The organism is Gramella sp. AN32 (assembly GCF_023718305.1).
Classification (GTDB): Bacteria; Bacteroidota; Bacteroidia; order Flavobacteriales; family Flavobacteriaceae; genus Christiangramia; species Christiangramia antarctica.
Window position 1 is genome coordinate 282,099 of record NZ_QEYO01000002.1, and the last position, 18,184, is coordinate 300,282.

At 37.7% G+C, this 18,184-nt stretch carries 12 protein-coding genes; 11 read left to right on the forward strand and 1 reads right to left on the reverse strand.

Going from position 1 to position 18,184, the window contains the following annotated elements:
• The first annotated feature begins 107 nt into the window (after positions 1–107).
• From DHD80_RS03815 to DHD80_RS03860, 10 genes are all read left to right on the forward strand, one after another.
• Positions 108–1,274, forward strand: a complete 1,167-nt coding sequence (locus DHD80_RS03815) for a homogentisate 1,2-dioxygenase (RefSeq protein WP_251739742.1) — start codon at positions 108–110, stop codon at positions 1,272–1,274.
• Positions 1,275–1,373: 99 nt separating this feature from the next.
• Entirely contained in the window at positions 1,374–2,516 is a 1,143-nt protein-coding gene (hppD, locus tag DHD80_RS03820) for a 4-hydroxyphenylpyruvate dioxygenase (RefSeq protein WP_251739744.1), read from the forward strand.
• 296 nt (positions 2,517–2,812) lie between these two features.
• Positions 2,813–3,592, forward strand: a complete 780-nt coding sequence (locus DHD80_RS03825) for a DUF3108 domain-containing protein (RefSeq protein WP_251739746.1) — start codon at positions 2,813–2,815, stop codon at positions 3,590–3,592.
• A gap of 1 nt (position 3,593) precedes the next feature.
• Complete coding sequence (locus DHD80_RS03830; RefSeq protein WP_251739747.1) at positions 3,594–4,565, forward strand: tryptophan 2,3-dioxygenase family protein; 972 nt, start codon at positions 3,594–3,596, stop codon at positions 4,563–4,565.
• Entirely contained in the window at positions 4,562–5,794 is a 1,233-nt protein-coding gene (locus DHD80_RS03835) for a peptidoglycan DD-metalloendopeptidase family protein (RefSeq protein ID WP_251739749.1), read from the forward strand. The genes DHD80_RS03830 and DHD80_RS03835 overlap by 4 nt, the downstream gene beginning before the upstream one ends.
• Positions 5,795–7,426 carry a glucose-6-phosphate isomerase gene (gene pgi, locus DHD80_RS03840; protein WP_251739751.1) on the forward strand — a complete coding sequence of 544 codons (1,632 nt, stop codon included), beginning with the start codon at positions 5,795–5,797 and terminating at the stop codon, positions 7,424–7,426.
• A gap of 187 nt (positions 7,427–7,613) precedes the next feature.
• Positions 7,614–10,154 (forward strand): TonB-dependent receptor, encoded by a 2,541-nt coding sequence (locus tag DHD80_RS03845; protein ID WP_251739753.1) that lies wholly within the window; start codon positions 7,614–7,616, stop codon positions 10,152–10,154.
• A gap of 10 nt (positions 10,155–10,164) precedes the next feature.
• Positions 10,165–11,877 carry a hypothetical protein gene (locus DHD80_RS03850; RefSeq protein ID WP_251739755.1) on the forward strand — a complete coding sequence of 571 codons (1,713 nt, stop codon included), beginning with the start codon at positions 10,165–10,167 and terminating at the stop codon, positions 11,875–11,877.
• Between the two features lie 110 nt (positions 11,878–11,987).
• Positions 11,988–13,622, forward strand: coding sequence for an Ig-like domain-containing protein (locus tag DHD80_RS03855; protein WP_251739757.1), 1,635 nt, complete (start codon positions 11,988–11,990; stop codon positions 13,620–13,622).
• A 40-nt stretch (positions 13,623–13,662) separates the two neighbouring features.
• Complete coding sequence (locus DHD80_RS03860; protein WP_251739759.1) at positions 13,663–14,100, forward strand: hypothetical protein; 438 nt, start codon at positions 13,663–13,665, stop codon at positions 14,098–14,100.
• Between the two features lie 84 nt (positions 14,101–14,184).
• Here the strand turns inward: DHD80_RS03860 and DHD80_RS03865 are convergent, their stop codons facing one another.
• Entirely contained in the window at positions 14,185–15,267 is a 1,083-nt protein-coding gene (locus tag DHD80_RS03865) for an endonuclease/exonuclease/phosphatase family protein (protein ID WP_251739761.1), read from the reverse strand.
• 94 nt (positions 15,268–15,361) lie between these two features.
• On the opposite strand from DHD80_RS03865, the gene DHD80_RS03870 reads away from it, so the two are divergent.
• Positions 15,362–18,175, forward strand: coding sequence for a TonB-dependent receptor (locus DHD80_RS03870; protein ID WP_251739763.1), 2,814 nt, complete (start codon positions 15,362–15,364; stop codon positions 18,173–18,175).
• Positions 18,176–18,184 lie beyond the last annotated feature (9 nt).

Sequence of the window (18,184 nt, forward strand, 5' to 3'; positions counted from 1 at the left end):
GTTTTAAGAATCTTTCCACAAAAAATCTTGATATTTGTATTAATCAGAAATATGTATCGAAATATTCAGAATTCTTCAATTTCTGAAGTACTAAAATCTATAATAGCATGCCATTTTATCATAAATTAGGTAAGATCCCCCATAAAAGACACACGATTTTTAGAAAACCGGATGGTGGGCTTTATTATGAGCAGCTTTTTGGAACCATTGGTTTCGAGGGAATGTCATCTAATTTGTATCATGAACATCGCCCTACTCAGGTGAAGGAAATTAAGGGCGATTATGATGTCACTCCTAAGATTGCTATTGAGAATAACCTAAAATCTTATAGATTTAAAGGATTTCAAATTACTCCCAACCCAGATTATTTAAAAAGCAGAAAGCCTATTCTAACCAATAGCGATTGCGATATTATTCTGGCTTCTCCGCAAGGATCTACGAACGATTATTTTTATAAAAATTCAGATGCAGATGAATTGATCTTTGTGCATAAAGGTTCAGGAAAATTGAGAACGCACTTAGGAAATCTGGATTTTAAATATGGCGATTACTTGTTAATTCCCCGGGGGACAATTTATAAAATGGATTTTGATGATGAGAACAACAGGCTTTTTATTGTAGAATCCAGGCGACCTATTTACACACCGAAAAAGTACCGAAACTGGTTTGGACAATTGCTGGAACACTCTCCATTTTGCGAGCGTGACCTCAGGCAACCTTACGAACTGGAAACCAATGATGAAAAAGGGGATTTCCTGATCAAAATAAAAAAACAGGGAAGAATTTTTGATATGGTCTATGCCACGCATCCTTTTGATGTGGTAGGTTATGATGGTTATAATTATCCATATGCTTTTTCCATCCACGATTTCGAGCCCATTACGGGGAGGATTCACCAGCCGCCACCGGTGCACCAGACTTTTGAGACCGATGCATTTGTGGTGTGCAGTTTTTGTCCGCGTAAATATGATTACCACCCGGAAAGTATTCCCGCACCTTACAGTCACAGCAATATAGACAGCGATGAGGTTTTGTATTACGTAGATGGGGATTTTATGAGCCGGAATGATATTGAAGCAGGGCATATTTCCCTGCATCCCGCCGGGATTCCTCACGGGCCACATCCAGGAGCTGTGGAAAGGAGCATTGGCCAGGTAGAGACTGAGGAACTTGCGGTAATGGTAGATACCTTTAAACCTTTAAAGCTTACCGAAGATGCTATGGAAATTGCTGATGAAACCTACCATAAATCATGGCTGGAGGAAAATCATTGATTTATTTGAAAATTTGAGAATGTCTTGATTTGAAAATGAAATTATGGAACAATAAATTTACTACAGACTACAGACTACAGACTACTAACAACATACAACATGAACACAGATAACACATCACTTAAATTAGAAAAGAAGTTCAAAGAAGCAGAAGATTTTCTGCCTTTGCTGGGCACTGATTTTGTCGAGCTTTATGTTGGAAATGCCAAGCAGGCCGCTTATTATTACCAGCATGCCTGGGGTTTTCAACCCGTGGCCTATAGCGGGCTGGAAACCGGAAGAAAAGAGAGCGTTTCTTATGTTTTGCAACAGGGGAAAATCAGGCTGGTATTAACTTCCCCCTTACAGCCGGAAGGAGATATTAATGCGCATATCGATAAACATGGGGATGGAGTAAAGTTTATAGCCCTTTGGGTAGATGATGCCAGAAAGAGTTATGAGGAAACCACAAAGCGTGGGGCAAAATCCTATGTTGAACCCTATATAATGGAAGATGAAAATGGTAAAGCCGTGATCTCAGGCATTCATACCTATGGGGAAACGATTCATCTTTTTGTGGAAAGAAATGAATATGAAGGGCCGTTTTTACCGGGTTATCGTGTTTGGAATGCCAATGTTGAAACCAAGGATGTTGGGTTGAGGTATATCGATCATATGGTAGGGAACGTAGGCTGGAATGAAATGAATAAGTGGGTGGATTTCTATGCGAAAGTAATGGGATTCGCACAACTGGTTTCTTTTGATGATAAGGATATTTCTACAGATTATACCGCATTGATGAGCAAGGTAATGAGTAATGGGAATGGCCGAATTAAATTTCCAATCAATGAACCTGCGGAAGGCAAGAAAAAATCTCAAATTGAAGAATATATCGATTTTTACAATGGTGCCGGAGTACAACATATCGCTTTGGCGACCAATAATATTGTTGAAACCGTGACCGCTTTGAGGGATCGCGGAGTAGAATTTTTATATGTTCCTGAAACTTATTATGAAACTGTTCTGGATCGCGTGGGAGAAATAGATGAAGATCTTGCGCCATTACAGGAACTTGGAATATTAGTAGATAGGGATGATGAAGGTTATTTATTGCAGATTTTCACCAAACCTGTATTGGACAGGCCAACTATGTTCTTTGAAATAATTCAGAGAAAAGGCGCTCAATCTTTCGGAAAAGGAAACTTTAAGGCACTTTTCGAAGCTATCGAAAGAGAACAGGATTTACGGGGTACCTTAAATTAATTTAAAAAACCTGCTATAATTTAAGTAATGGAATTAAATCATTGAATACTAAACAATTAAAAGGTTAAAGTTTTTGATCCTGTTGTGTAAAGGGTAGAAATAGAAGACTTTTGCACCGCATTTTTGGAGTGGTTACCAAAAGTGATTTAGTTTTTTCATAATTTAAGTTTTAGTTGGTTATTAAAACAAAATTCCCCACCATTAATTTGGTGGGGTTTTTTGTTTTAATACATTTGGAATAGTAATTGTAAATATCTTCAAACCTAGGAAATCCAGTACTTATCAAAATGCCCGAAATGAAAAGATTACTTACGCTTACTATTATTTGCCTCTTTGCCTTCTCTTCAAATTTATTAGCTCAAAATGCATTTGAAGAAGGAGAGTGGTTAAAATTTAGAATACATTATGGTTGGTTCAATGCCAGCTATGCTACCTTAGAAGTTGATAACGCCACTATTAATAATAAACCCGTATTACATATTAAAGGACGCGGTAAATCAACGGGGCTTTTAAGCGTATTTTTCAAAGTTGATGATGATTATCAAAGCTACTTCGATAAGAAAACAGGAGAACCCGTAAAATTTATCCGCAAAATTGATGAAGGGGGCTATACCAAAGACCTGGAGATAGATTTTGATCGCAGTGCCAATAAAGCAATGGTTTGGAATAAAGAGAAAAATACCAGGAATAGCTTTACAACACCTGCAGATGTTCATGATATGTTGTCGGCATTTTATTATATTCGCAACCAAATTGAAATTGATAATATAACACCCGGACAGGAAACCAGATTGAATATATTTTTGGATGACGAAAATCTGGATTTTAAATTGGTTTTCCTTGGGCGTGAAACGATCAAAACAAAATTTGGAAAGGTGAAAGCTTTAAAATTTCGACCTTATGTTTTAGCGGGGCGTGTTTTTAAAGAAAAGGAAAGCTTAACTTTCTGGGTAAGTGATGACAAGAATAAAATTCCTTTAAAAATAGAAGCCCAACTGGCTGTTGGCTCATTAGAAGCCGATCTGGAAGCTTATAAAGGTTTAAAACATCCGTTTAGTAGTATACGAATTGAATAGTATGAAGATTAAACCCGAAATCGCTGAGCGAATTCTAAAATTAGAAGAAAAATTTAGAAATTCAGGTCAGGATATGGGTTCTTACCTTGATGGCCTTCTTTACGACAGGTATTTGTCTTATTGGGATTATATTAGCCTGGATACTCTTTTGAGCCTGCAAAAAACCCATACCCATTTTCCAGACGAAAAAATATTCATTACCTATCACCAGATCACGGAACTTTATTTTAAACTTATCATCCACGAGCAAAAACAAATTATTGAATCGTCCTCACTAAGCGTTCCTTTTTTTGTGGAAAAGATAAAGAGGATCAATCGATATATGAATATTCTCATCGATTCTTTTAATGTGATGATCAAAGGAATGGAAAGGGAGCAATTTTTAAAATTCCGGATGTCGTTATTGCCCGCCAGCGGATTTCAATCTGCCCAGTTCAGAATGATCGAATTCTATTCCACTCCCATGAAATTTCTTGTAGGCGCAAAGTATCGAGAGCAATTTTCAGGAGAACCTAGTCTCGAAGATCTTTATGAAAATATCTACTGGAAAAAAGGAGGGATAGACCTTAAGACAGGTGAAAAAACTTTAACCTTAAGAGATTTTGAAAACCGTTATACGCCAAGGTTCTTAAGAATTGCAAACGAGGTGAAGGAAAATACAATTTATCATCGATATTTATCGTTAAGTGAGGACGAGCAAAATGACAAAAATTTGATAAATGCTTTAAAGGATTTTGATGTAAACATCAATATTAATTGGCTATTAATGCATATAGGTGCCGCGTTTCGTTATCTTAACAAGGAGAATAAAACCATAAAAGCTACCGGGGGGACTAACTGGAAAGAATTTTTACCGCCACAGTTTCAAAAAATATCATTTTTTCCGAATTTGTGGACATCAGAAGAATTGAACGATTGGGGAAAACAATGGGTCAATCATATGTATAATTCAGAAAACAGCATTAAAAATTGAAGAAAATAAGCTTAATCTTAATGATGCTGCTCGCTTTCGTAGCCTGCAATGAAGATAAAGATGAGAAGGCATTTAAATCTACTGGAAAAGTAGAAGCACCTCCGGTTATTAGAGAATATGGGATGGTCCTCAATGACTTTGATGTTGTTCGTGATACCGTAAAATCTGGGGACTTTTTTGGAGGTATTATGGATAAATACGGCGTAGATCCGGGAACGGTTTACCAGATTTCAGAAAAGGTGAAAGATACTTTTAACCCTGCTAAGATTAGAGCGGGAAATAAATACCTTATTTTAAAATCAAAGGATACCGCTTCAACTCCGGAATATTTTATTTACGAAAATGATAGGATTCATTATACAGTTGTTTCCTTAAAAGACAGTGTTTATGCAACCAATCGAAGCAGGCCGGTCACTATAAAACAGAAAGAACTTTCGGGGGTAATCACCTCATCCCTTTCAGAAGCTATGGAAGCACAAGGGGTGAGTCATTTGCTGGTATATGAACTTTCTAATATTTACCAGTGGAGTATAGATTTCTTTAAACTTCAGAAGGGAGACCAGTTTAAAATGGTTTATCGGGAAAAATATATAGATGATACTGTTTTTGTTGGTGTTGAAGAAATTGAAGCCGCGGTTTTTAACCATTCAGAAAAACCTTTTTACGCCTTTAATTATTTGAGCGATTCAATTTCAGGAAAGCCAAGTTTTTATGACGAAGAGGCCAAGGCATTACAAAGTTTCTTTCTAAAAGCCCCATTAAATTATTCCAGGATTTCCTCCCGGTTTACCCAACGCAGGTTTCATCCCGTGCAAAAACGCTGGAAAGCGCATTTAGGAACCGATTATGCCGCGCCTTATAATACGCCCATAGTTAGCACAGCCAACGGGAGGGTGATCGCTTCCAGTTATACCTCCGGAAATGGGAATTATGTCAAAATCCAGCATGATAGCAAATACACTACACAGTATCTTCATATGACCAAGCGGGCCGTTAGAAATGGACAATATGTGAAACAGGGAGATGTGATTGGCTATGTTGGAAGTACGGGTCTGGCAACTGGCCCCCATGTTTGTTATCGCTTTTGGGTAAATGGAAAACAGGTAGATCCTTTTAGACAAAATTTGCCATCTGCCAAGCATATTGAAAATGAATACAAAGATCAATACTTTGCTTTTATCAAGCCACTTAAAGAAGAATTAGACGACATTCCATATAAGAATATTTAAATGCAGAATATAAATCCAACACATACAAACGCCTGGAAAAATTTACAAACTCATTTTGAAGAAATTAAAAATGAGCATTTGCGGAAGCTTTTTAAAAATGACCCGGAAAGAGCTAAAAAACTGAGTATAAGTTGGGAAGATTTTTATGTTGATTTCAGTAAAAACAGGTTGAATGATAAAACGCAAAAATTATTAATAGACCTTGCTGAAGAATGTAAGCTGAAAGAAGCAATTGATAGCTATTTTTCAGGAGAGGAAATAAATCAGACTGAAAAAAGGCCTGTATTACACACAGCGCTTCGTGCTCCGGTAACTTCTAAAATTGAAGTAGATGGCGAGAATGTAATGCCACTTGTGCAGGAAGCTAAACTGAAAATAAAGAATTTCACCAAAGAAATTATTGAAGGAGATCGCAGGGGATTTACAGGTAAAAAATTTACAGATGTCGTAAATATTGGCATTGGAGGATCAGATCTTGGTCCGGTGATGGTTACTGAAAGTTTAAAATTTTATCAGAACCATTTAAAGGTTCATTTTGTCTCTAATGTAGATGGTGATCATGTGAATGATGTAATTCAGGATCTAAATCCTGAAACTACGCTGGTTTTGATCGTTTCTAAAACCTTTACCACTATGGAAACCCTTTCTAATGCAAATACGGTTAGGGAATGGTTTTTAAAGGCTGCTGAAGAGAAAGAAGTTGCCAAACATTTTGTGGCAGTATCAACCAATCTGGAACGAGTTTCAGCTTTTGGAGTTGCTGAAGAAAACATATTTCCCATGTGGGATTGGGTTGGGGGCAGATTTTCATTGTGGAGCGCCGTAGGTCTTTCCATCGCCCTTGCTGTTGGTTATGATAATTTTGACAGACTATTAAAAGGTGCCCATAAAATGGACGAGCATTTTAAAACTGCTGATTTTGCTGAAAATATTCCGGTTCAGTTGGCGCTCATCAGTATTTGGTACAACAACTTTTTTGGAGCAGAGACAGAAGCGGTAATTCCATATTCCCAATATTTGTCACTACTGCCAGCATATCTTCAGCAGGCCATTATGGAAAGCAATGGAAAAAGTGTGGATAGAAATGGAAATGAGGTAGACTATCAAACCGGAACGATCATTTGGGGAGAACCGGGAACAAATTCCCAACATGCATTTTTTCAGTTGATTCATCAGGGAACAAAACTAATTCCCGCAGATTTTATCGGTTTTAAAAAATCACTTTTCGGAAATAAAGACCATCAGGACAAATTAATGGCTAATTTCTTTGCTCAAACCGAAGCTTTAATGAATGGAAAAACTTCTGAAGAAGTTGAAAATGAACTAAAATTCATTGGTTTTAAACAAAAAGATATCGATGTTTTAAAACCCTTTAAAGTTTTCTCCGGAAATAACCCTACCAATACCTTATTAATAGAGCAATTAACGCCCGAAAGTTTGGGCAAATTGATCGCTCTTTATGAGCATAAGATCTTTGTGCAGGGCGTAATTTGGAATATTTTCAGTTATGATCAATGGGGAGTGGAATTGGGAAAGCAACTTGCTAACAAGATTCTTGCAGATTTCTCAAATAGTTCGACAGAAGACCACGATTCTTCTACTAAAAAACTGCTAAAATTATATATGGCATAGTTTTCAACAAATTGTTTAAAACATCTCAGAACTATTAAAGTGCCTAGTATCAGGCACTTTCTATTTTCATGTATTTTTGTAGTGACTGATTGTTAAAGTTAAAAACCTTAACATTTGGATAATCTTAGATGTTAAGATATTAGCTTCTTTTGCCAACTGAAATTATAATCAAAAACAAACTTAAAAAATGAGGAAATTATTACTATTAGCGATGGTACTAACATCAGCTACTATTTTTGCTCAAGGAACTGTTACCGGTACAGTAATCGATTCTGAAATGAACGGGCCGTTACCAGGTGCTAACGTCATGGTTTTAGGAACCAGCAATGGAACTACTACCAATTTTGACGGTAAGTTTACATTGAATGTGACCAATGCTACCGGAACTATTGAAATTAGTTTCGTTGGTTTTGAAACCAAAACTGTGAAGTATTCAGTGTCCAATGGTGCAACACAGGATTTAGGAAACATTAGTATGGCTACTGATGCTGATGCCCTTGATGAAATTGTAGTAACTAGTTTCAACCTTGCTATCGATCGTAAAACACCGGTGGCGGTTTCTACGATTAAAGCTGCAGAAATTGAAGCTAAATTAGGAAACCAGGAATTCCCTGAAATCCTGAAAACCACTCCTGGTATTTATGCCACTAAATCTGGAGGGGGCTTTGGAGATGCAGAATTAAGAATGCGTGGATTTAACTCAGAAAATATTGCAGTGATGATCAACGGTGTTCCTGTAAACGACATGGAAAATGGTCGTGTTTACTGGAGTAACTGGGCTGGTCTTTCAGATGTGACCCGAACCATGCAGGTACAAAGAGGTCTCGGTGCTTCTAAAGTTGCCGTACCATCTATTGGGGGTACTGTAAACGTGGTTACCAGAACTACCGATATGGAAAAAGGTGGTAGCGTTATGGCGATGACTGGTAACGACGGATTGATGAAATTTGGAGCTACCGTATCTACAGGAAAAACTGAAAACGGATGGGCCGCCACGGTTTCTGCAGCGAAAACTACCGGAGAACGTTTCGTTGATGGACTTCAGTTTGAAGGTTATAACTATTTTGTGAATATCGCTAAGGAAATTAATGAAGATCACCAACTTTCTTTAACTGCTTTTGGTGCGCCACAAAGACATGGTCAAAGAGAAACTCTTTATTCTCTTGAAGATTATGAAAGAAGTGACCGTGGGATTAAATTCAATGGTGACTGGGGTTATAAAAATGGAGAGGTTGTTAATGTACAGGATAACTTCTATCACAAACCTCAAATTTCACTGAACCATTACTGGACAATCTCAGACCAGACAACTTTGGCAACTGCTGCATATGTTTCCTTCGGGACAGGTGGTGGTGGTGGATTCACTGGTGGGGATCTTAGAAGTGTAAACTCACCTTTTAGAGCTGCACCTTACGAACCACTAAATCTTGACCTTGTTGTTGCTGAAAATGTGGCAAATGGAGCTGATGGTTCTAATACAATTCTTTATAATTCAAGAAACGATCATAACTGGTACGGACTTATTTCTAACCTAACGACAGAAATTACCGAGGATATTGAATTTCAGGGTGGGGTTGACTTAAGATACTACAAAGGAAAACACTTTAGAGAGATCAAAGATCTTTTGGGCGGTCAGTATTTCCTCGACGATAGTAATGAGAACGAACCCTTAAATCTTGCAAAGGCTGGAGATAAATTCAGTTACTGGAATGATGGGATCGTACTTTGGGAAGGTATATTTGGTCAATTTGAATATGCTAAAAATGATCTTTCAGCTTTCCTTGCGCTTGCTGCTTCTAATACTTCTTATAAGAGAATCGATTATTTCAACTATCTGGATAGCGATCCTGCACAGGAAACAGATTTCCAAAATTTCTTTGGGTATTCTGCAAAAGGGGGAGCTAACTATAACTTAACAGATAAGCATAACGTATTCGCTAATATTGGCTATTTTGAAAAGGCTCCATTTTTTGATGTAGTTTTCCAAAACTTCCAGAATGATATTAACGATAAAGCTGAAAACCAAAAGATTTTTAGTGCAGAACTTGGTTACGGATTTCGTCTTCCAAACCTTCGCCTGAATCTTAACGTATATAGAACACTTTGGCAGGATAGGAGTTTTGTAGTTCCTTTTGATGGTCAGGATGGAGCACAATTCTTCGCAAATATCTTAGGTATCGATGCACTTCACCAGGGTGTTGAACTGGACTTCAACTATAGACCATTCGAAAGACTTGAGCTTTCTGGTATGGCTTCATTTGGAGACTGGAGATGGAAGGAAGATGTGACAAATGTTTTCATCTTTGATGAAGGACAAAATATTGTGAATGAAGACGATCCAATCAATATCTTTATAAAAGACGTACCCGTTGGAAACTCTGCACAAACTACGATGGCTTTGGGAGCAGACTTTGAAGCGCTTCCCGGAACGTTCTTAAGAGCAGATTTCACCTATTTTGATAGATTATATGCGAACTTCGAACCAACTGAAAGAGATGAGCAGGGTTTACCTGATCCATGGGAAGTTCCAGATTACGGAGTGATTGATGTTGGATTAACTCATAAGTTTGAATTTGGGCCATTTAATGCTCAGTTAAATGCGAATGTATTTAACCTTTTGGATACTGAATATGTTGCTGATGCCCGTGGTGGATCTGTAGCAAGAGAATCCAGTGTATGGTACGGTTTTGGTCGCACTTATACTGTTGGAACAAAAATTAATTTCTAAAGAATAAATAATGAAAAAGACGTACTTATTAATATTAGCTCTTTTCGCCCTGGTTTTCACAGCTTGTGAGCCATTAGAAGACGTGCAGGACGAAATAAACGCAGAGCTGGACAATGAGTTGGCAGTTGGGAATATTGATTATACCCTTACTGAAGATGATTATGATGATCTTGGACTAAATTTCCCAAACTTTGGCTCACAGGAAGAAGCGAGAACTTTAATACCTTCTTTACTGGCCGATCTTTACCCTACCTACGGTGCAGGTTCATCAATAAATGTTTCTTATGCTATATATGATCCTTTAACTGTTGAAGATTATATGGTAACCTCTGCAGATTATGCAGCAGGTGGATTTGACGGAGACTACTTCTCAGATCTTGATGGCGTTGCCGATTTCCTAACGGATAAATTTGAAACTGCTGCAAATGGTGCATATGTAAGAGCTACTTATAACATCGTTGCAACCGAAATTGAGTATACTTTATCTGATGCAGATTTCGATCTAATTGGTGAAGAATTGTCTGCAACCTATCCTGCTCCTGCTTCAAGTGCAGCTCAATATGGCAATTTCGAAAGAAGAGAAGAAAGAGATGCTTACTGGACAAATGATATGATCCTGGAAGCTCTTAATGTGGTGCTTTCAGATCAGTTTGACGATGTGGAAGGTCAGCTTTATACTGTCACTTACGATATCTATGATGGTAGCTCAGGTTCAGAAGTAATGACCGTGAAATTTGATGGTAACACTTATGTGGCTGTTGGTGGTACTGCATATACTTTAGATAATGATGATTTTGATTTTATTGGGGATGAATTCGCTGATGAATATCCCGGGCCTGCTGCAAATGCAGATCAGTTTAACAGCTTTGATGTAAGGGAAAGCAGCGCCAATTACTGGAGCGAGGATATGCTAATTGAAGCTATTGGAGCAATATTAATAGAGAATTTCCCTTCAGCTGCTGAAGGAGCTCAATTTGATGTAAGCTTCGCCGTGTATAATGGATCTGTTACAACATTCATTAGATCTGTAGTACTTTCTGAAGGAATTTATGTAATAGATGATTCAGTTTCTATTTCTACAATTGAAGAAACTACGGTTTTTGCTAAAGTAGATGGTGATTTTCAGGAGCCATTCATTTTACCAGCTAATAGTTACCAGGAAGAATTTGGTCAGCGTTTTGGAAATTTTGATGATGAAGATGAAGCCGCACGTTTAATTGGGATTTATTTAAGCAATCAGTTTCCATATGCTGAAGAGGGAGATCTTATTCCGGTAGCTTATAAGTTTTATAACGGAAGCGCTACGGTAACAAATTATGCTAACTTCGTATATACCGATGGGAATTTTGAACTGGTTCCAACCGTAAGAACTGAATCTTTGAAATTCGGTTATGATAATGGAATGTTCGTTCCAGATAATACAATTCGATATAGATTCCTTGGTGGCGATTATTCATTAGTATCCAGCACTTTTGCCGATGTTTATCCTGGTCCGGCCGGAAATGTTGGTCAGTTTGGAAGTTTTGATGTTAGATCATCATCAGGAAACTACTGGAATCCAGATATGTTATTAGAGGCTGTAAACGTGGTCCTTGATAATTTAGATCCATCTGCTCAGGAAGGTCAAAAGTATGTTGTGACTTTTGCAGCTTATAATGGATCTGTGGTAGATATGGAATTAAGTGTGATTAAAACTGGTGGGGAATGGATTCTTAATGAGTAGGAATATATTTTATACCATATAATAATAAAAACCTCTTAGCCATGATTTCGGTTAAGAGGTTTTTTAATTCTTTGATTTTAAAGATATTTGTAATCCCTAGAAAAACGATCATGAAGAAAATATTTTACCTGTTCAGTGCTTTTATTATTTTTGGATGTAGTTCCGATGATACAGGAACTCCAGAACCAGCACCTTCTGAAAAACAACAGCCAGTTGCTGTAGATGATAAACTTAATGCTACCCAAAATGAGGATTTGATCATTAATATTTCAGGATTATTAAGTAATGATACTGCGGTGGATAACGCAAGGATTTCTTCCATAGTAGCAACATCAGCCCAGGGAGGGAGTCTGGTAGATAATCGAGATGGTACTTATACCTATACACCACCTGCCGACTTTATGGGAGATGATACTTTCTCCTATACGCTTTGCGTTCCACTTGATGCTGAAAGATGTGATACGGCTACAGTTACCATAAGTGTGGGGGATGCAGGTGATCCTGTTGCCACCAATGATACTTATGAAACCCAGGAAGACAAAGCCTTTTCGATAAATAATTACCTTTCAAATGATGAATTAAGGGATAACGCTGCAGTTTCTGAAATTAATACAGAAGGTGCTTCAGGAACTATAACTTTAGAAAACGATGGTAGTATATCTTATGTTCCCGCCACAGGTTTTGACGGGCAGGATAGCTTTACCTATACCATTTGTGATGATGATGAAACCCCAAATTGTTCCACCGCTAGCATTACTATTAATGTAATTGATACGGGTTCTCCGGTTGCTGAAGACGATTCTGTAGTCATTGCCAAAGGCAGCGGTGCGATTTCATTAAATAATCTTCTGAATAATGATGCGGTAATTGATGATGCAAAGATCACCTCTATAGATGATACTTCTGCTTCAGGGAAGCTTACTTTAAATGAGGACGGTAGCGTCACTTATGAAGCTTCCGCAGGATTTACGGGAATCGATACCTTTACTTATAGTTTATGTGATGACGATGCCACAGCTACCTGCGTAACGGGAACGGTGACCATTAATATTGTTGAAACCATTGCTTTTAATATTTCGGCAGCACTTGATGCTTATTACGCTACAGCAATTTTTACTGCAGATCCTGACCTTCTTTACCAGACCCTTTCAGATTTTACCACAGAAAAACATGTAAACCGATTGGAATATACAGATCGTCATGATTATCTATATGATGCCGATGCTTCTTTAACTGATCCTACAAAAGTAGTTTTAATGTATTCCGGAGAAGTGAGACCAGATGACGAATATCAGCTTGGGGATCTTGATGATGGTGAAAGCTATAATACAGAACATATTTATCCGCAGTCACTGTTATCCACTCAGGAAGCAAAAAATGATATTCACCATATGCGTGTGGCTGATGTAAATATTAATTCTGAAAGGTTAAATTTCCCTTTTACAGATGGAACTGGAACATATAAACTTGTGGAAGGAAATAAATGGTTTCCGGGAGATGACTGGAGAGGCGATGTAGCCAGAATGGTCATGTATGTAAACCTTCGCTACGGGGAAGAATTTGAAGATGTGGGGAATCTTTCCCTGTTTTTGAAATGGAATAGGGAAGATCCGGTTTCAGCATTTGAGATGCAGCGTAATGAAGTGATTTCAGGTGCACAGGGAAACCGTAATCCTTTTATCGATAATCCATATTTAGCGACCTTAATTTGGGGCGGTACAGCCGCTGAAAATACCTGGGACTAATCCCAAATGCTTTTAGTATTTTAGTTTAAAATTTTATATCATGTACGAAACCATTCAATTTATACATTCTTACTGGGCATATTTAGTGTTGCTTATCCTTTTGATAGCAGCTTTTAATGCCATTATTGGTTATGCTGCAGATAGGGAATATGGTGCGATGAATTTCCGAATTGCCCTGTTTACGCTTATCGTATCGCATATCCAATTACTTATAGGGATCGCGTTATACTTTACCTCACCCTATTTTAAAGCTTGGTCTACGGAAGGTGTGGGCGGGGTGATGGGAGATTCGGTCTTAAGATTGTATAATGTGGAACATCCTTTAATGATGATCATTGCAGTTACTTTAATCACCATTGGCTATTCCAAACATAAAAAGAAACTAACCAGCCGACCAAAATTTAAAATCCTCGCGATTTTTTACGGGTTTGCTTTAGTAGTGGTACTAACCAGAATTCCCTGGAACGCTTGGTTTTAAAACCCTCTAATTTCTACTAATGGGTAGGGAAAAGCCCATCCCCAACCCTTCCCATAGGGAGGGGAGTAAATAAGATCCTCCCCCTTAGGGGGAGTTAGAGGGGGCCTTTCTTATCAAATACATATAAACGGGGAAATGGTCGCTGTAACCCCCTTCATAACCGGCATAACCATAGGTTCTAAAAGGATAACCCCTAAACTGCCCGTTTTGTGTAATTAAGTAAGGTTTGTTAAAAATGCCGGCCTGGTAAAACTGGTAACCATTCCCCGCCTGATTGACCAGGGTTGAAGTCATAAAAAACTGATCGAATAAATTCCAGGAATCGCGATAAGCGAGAGAGCCTTTTCCATTTTTCAGCATTTTTTCCATGGGATTATATAAAGTGATAATGGAATCAGCAGACTTTTCCCCAATCGTACCCAGTACCTTTTTAAAACTTTTATTCGTTGGGTCATCGTTAAAATCGCCCATAGAAATAATTTTCGCCAGCGGACTAACTTTTAAAATGGAATCGATAATTCTTTTATTCAAATACGCTGCCTTTTCCCTTTTATAGGCACTCTTAGCTTCACCGCCTCCGCGAGAAGGCCAGTGATTAACGATAAAACTTATTTCCTCATTATTCAACAATCCGGTAACCACTAATTGGTCCCGGGTATAATCCCTTTTTGAAGGATCATCTTTTTCATAAATAAGCAGTTTGCGCTTTTGAATATTTAAAGGGGTGAAATTTTGCAAACGGTAGAGCAGGGCCACATCTATTCCCCGCTCATCGGGTGAATCAAAGTGCACGATCCTATAATTGTAATTTTTCAGATTAGGATGATTGACCAGATCTTCTAACACCTGTAAATTTTCAATTTCACAAAGTCCGATAATCGTTGGGGGATCAGGGTGCACATCTGTTCCAATTTCAGAAAGTACTCTGCTTATATATTCAATTTTTAGCTGATATTTTCTTTCATCCCAAACATCTTTCCCGGTCGCCGATCTGTCATCATCAAAAGTTTCAGGATTATCTACCGTATCAAAGAGATTTTCCACATTATAAAATGCGATGGTTGAGATTTCGTAATCTTTTTTTTCCTGAGCCAATAATGGAAAACTACCAATAAAATATAGCCCTAACAGTGATTTTATTAGAAATCTGAAATTGTTCTTTTTCAAATGAATTATAATTTATTTATAAAATTAAAGTACTGAAATTAAGTTTATTATATATTTATATTAATCAATAATTCAATTTTTTTTTGGGAAATTAATGAACATAAAGCTTATTATGGCCATCGTTATTATGCCTTGTTGTATGATGATGAGCAGCCAGCAAATGACCCTCTCGGGTAGATTTGTAGACAACTTTACTGAAGTGCCCTTACCACAGGTAAAAGTTTCAATTGAAAATAAAAGTTTAGAAACATATTCAGATGAAAATGGAGAATTTTCTTTGGTGATGTCTTTTATGGAGGATTCTCAAATAATTCTTAGGATCTATAAGCCTGGATATCTATTGAAGCGCTTAGCCTTATCGATAACAGCAACTAAGGATCTTGGAGAAATCTTACTGCAACCAGATCTTTCTTTTGAACAAAATCAACTGGCCACGATTAGCCTCTCCGATGCCGAATTACTTTCCGAAGAAAGTGAATTTGATAATATCTCCGGCATTCTTCAATCCAGCCGGGATGTCTTTCTAAACGCGGCGGCATTTGACTTTAGCCAGACATTTTTTAGGCCAAAAGGTTTAGGTTCAGAATATGCCAAAATCATGATAAATGGTATGGAAATGAATAAGTTCTATGATGGCAGGCCGCAATGGAGCAATTGGGGTGGTTTAAATGATATGCAGCGTAATCAGGTTTTTACGAATGGAATTTCCGCCTTAGATGAACAATTTGGAGGTTTGGGTGGCACAACAAATATTATTATGCGCGCGTCAAAATATCAAAAAGGTGGCCGGATTTCATTTTCCGGTTCTAATCGAAGTTATACGGGAAGGGTGATGGCCACGTATGCTTCCGGAGAGCAAAAAAATGGCTGGTATTATGCCATTTCACTTGGACGTAGATTTGCTGAAGGAGCTTATATCGATGGAACTACCTATGATGCAAATTCTGCATTTCTTTCTGGAGAAAAAAGAATTTCAGAGGATCATAGCATCAACTTTAGCACACTTTATACACCAAATATCAGGGGTAAATCTGCTGCGCTCACCCGGGAAATTTTTGATCTAAAAGGTAGAACATACAATCCATACTGGGGATTCCAGAATGAAAAGATTCGTAATAGTAGGATAAGGGAGATTAGAGAACCCATTTTTCAGTTGAACCATTATTTTCATATTTCAGACCAAATGAAACTAAACACCAACCTGATGTATCAATTTGGTGAAACCTCCAATTCGCGCATTGATTACGGAGGCACCAGCCTGAATATTTTTGACGGACAAACTTCTTTCTTTGGCAGTGGGGAAAATCCAGATCCATCTTATTATCAAAAATTGCCTTCCTACTTTTTAAGATTTGAAAACAACCAAAATTTTGAATCTGCTTACCGTTCCAGGAATGAAATTTTGGAAAAAGGACAATTGGATTGGAATGAATTATACCATGCAAACCAAACGGGGAACGGCGATGCGGTATATGTTCTGGCTAATGATGTCAATAAGGACAATCAATTTTCAGCAAATTCCATATTTGAGTATACTATTAACGAAACACTAAAACTGAATTCTTCCGTTCGTTTGAGCCGGTTGGAAAGTCAGAATTTTGCCCGGGTAAAAGATTTGCTGGGCGCTGATCGATTTCTGGATATTGATTCTTTCGTTCAGGATAAATATGGAAGTATTTCAGGAATAGCGGCGCAAAGCGACTTAAATAATCCAAACCGTTTTGTAAAAGAGGCTGATCGGTATAAATACAATTATGATATTTCAGCTACTGAAGCAGAGGTTTTTAGTCAGTTACAGTATTCCTCAAATAAACTGGACATTTTTATTGGTGGAAATTTCGAAAAAGTGGGCTATCAGAGAAATGGTAACTATAGAAATGGATTATTTTCAGAAAATTCATTCAGAAAAAGTGCAGAGCTTAATTTTAATAATTTCGGTTTAAAAGCAGGTTCCGTTTTAAAAATTTCGGGGAGGCAAAATTTGGAAGCAAATCTGGCTTATTTTACCAAAGCCCCGGGTTTTAGAAATACCTTCATCAATCCACGGCAGAATAACGAATTGGTAAATAATCCAGATTCTGAAAAAATTTCTGCACTGGACCTTAGCTATCGCTACCGGTCTTCTCCAATTAATGTAAGGCTCACAGGTTATTATTCCCTAATTCAGGATATCACGGAAGTGTCTTATTATTTTGCTGACGGCCTTTCTGGCCTGGATAGGGAAAATACTACGGCTTTTGTCCAGGAGAGTTTGAGCAAGATGGATAAGCAATATTATGGGCTTGAATTGGGTGCGGAATCTCATATAACCCCAAGTATTAAACTGAAAACGGCGCTGGCATTAGGAGAATATGTTTATGCCAATAATCCAGAAGTGGAAATAAGCTCAGCCAATTTCGACGAAAATTTAAATTACGGAAAAGCATATCTCAAAAATTATCATTTACCCGGAGGCCCACAAACAGCTGCGCAATTCGGTGTTGAATACCGGGATCCGGATTTTTGGTGGTTTAGCACTTCAATTAATTATTTCGCCAGAGGTTTTCTGGATATCAATCCGCTAACAAGGACTACCAATTTTCAAAAGGATTTTGACGGATTGCCCCTTAATGATTTTGATAAAAACATGGCCACCAAATTATTAAAGCAGGAACAGTTTGAGGATTATTTCCTCTGGAACGCCGTTGGTGGAAAATCATGGAGGATCAAAGATAAGTATGTGGGCACTTTCGTTAGCCTAAATAATATTTTAAACAAGCTCTATAAAAGCGGTGGTTACGAACAGGCCAGGAATGCCAATTTCAGAAACCTGAAAGAAGACAGCGACCGGGAATTGCCGCTCTTTTCACCAAAATACTGGTTTGGCCAGGGAACTACTTATTTCATGAATGTTTACCTAAGATTTTAAGCTGAAGAC

What these genes read in the sequence shown, in the direction of transcription:
- pgi (WP_251739751.1), top strand. Translation starts at nt 5,795, where the DNA reads ATGCAGAATATAAATCCAACACATACAAACGCCTGGAAAAATTTACAA.
- DHD80_RS03815 (WP_251739742.1), top strand. Translation starts at nt 108, where the DNA reads ATGCCATTTTATCATAAATTAGGTAAGATCCCCCATAAAAGACACACG.
- DHD80_RS03870 (WP_251739763.1), top strand. Translation starts at nt 15,362, where the DNA reads ATGAACATAAAGCTTATTATGGCCATCGTTATTATGCCTTGTTGTATG.
- DHD80_RS03825 (WP_251739746.1), top strand. Translation starts at nt 2,813, where the DNA reads ATGAAAAGATTACTTACGCTTACTATTATTTGCCTCTTTGCCTTCTCT.
- hppD (WP_251739744.1), top strand. Translation starts at nt 1,374, where the DNA reads ATGAACACAGATAACACATCACTTAAATTAGAAAAGAAGTTCAAAGAA.
- DHD80_RS03850 (WP_251739755.1), top strand. Translation starts at nt 10,165, where the DNA reads ATGAAAAAGACGTACTTATTAATATTAGCTCTTTTCGCCCTGGTTTTC.
- DHD80_RS03845 (WP_251739753.1), top strand. Translation starts at nt 7,614, where the DNA reads ATGAGGAAATTATTACTATTAGCGATGGTACTAACATCAGCTACTATT.
- DHD80_RS03855 (WP_251739757.1), top strand. Translation starts at nt 11,988, where the DNA reads ATGAAGAAAATATTTTACCTGTTCAGTGCTTTTATTATTTTTGGATGT.
- DHD80_RS03830 (WP_251739747.1), top strand. Translation starts at nt 3,594, where the DNA reads ATGAAGATTAAACCCGAAATCGCTGAGCGAATTCTAAAATTAGAAGAA.
- DHD80_RS03860 (WP_251739759.1), top strand. Translation starts at nt 13,663, where the DNA reads ATGTACGAAACCATTCAATTTATACATTCTTACTGGGCATATTTAGTG.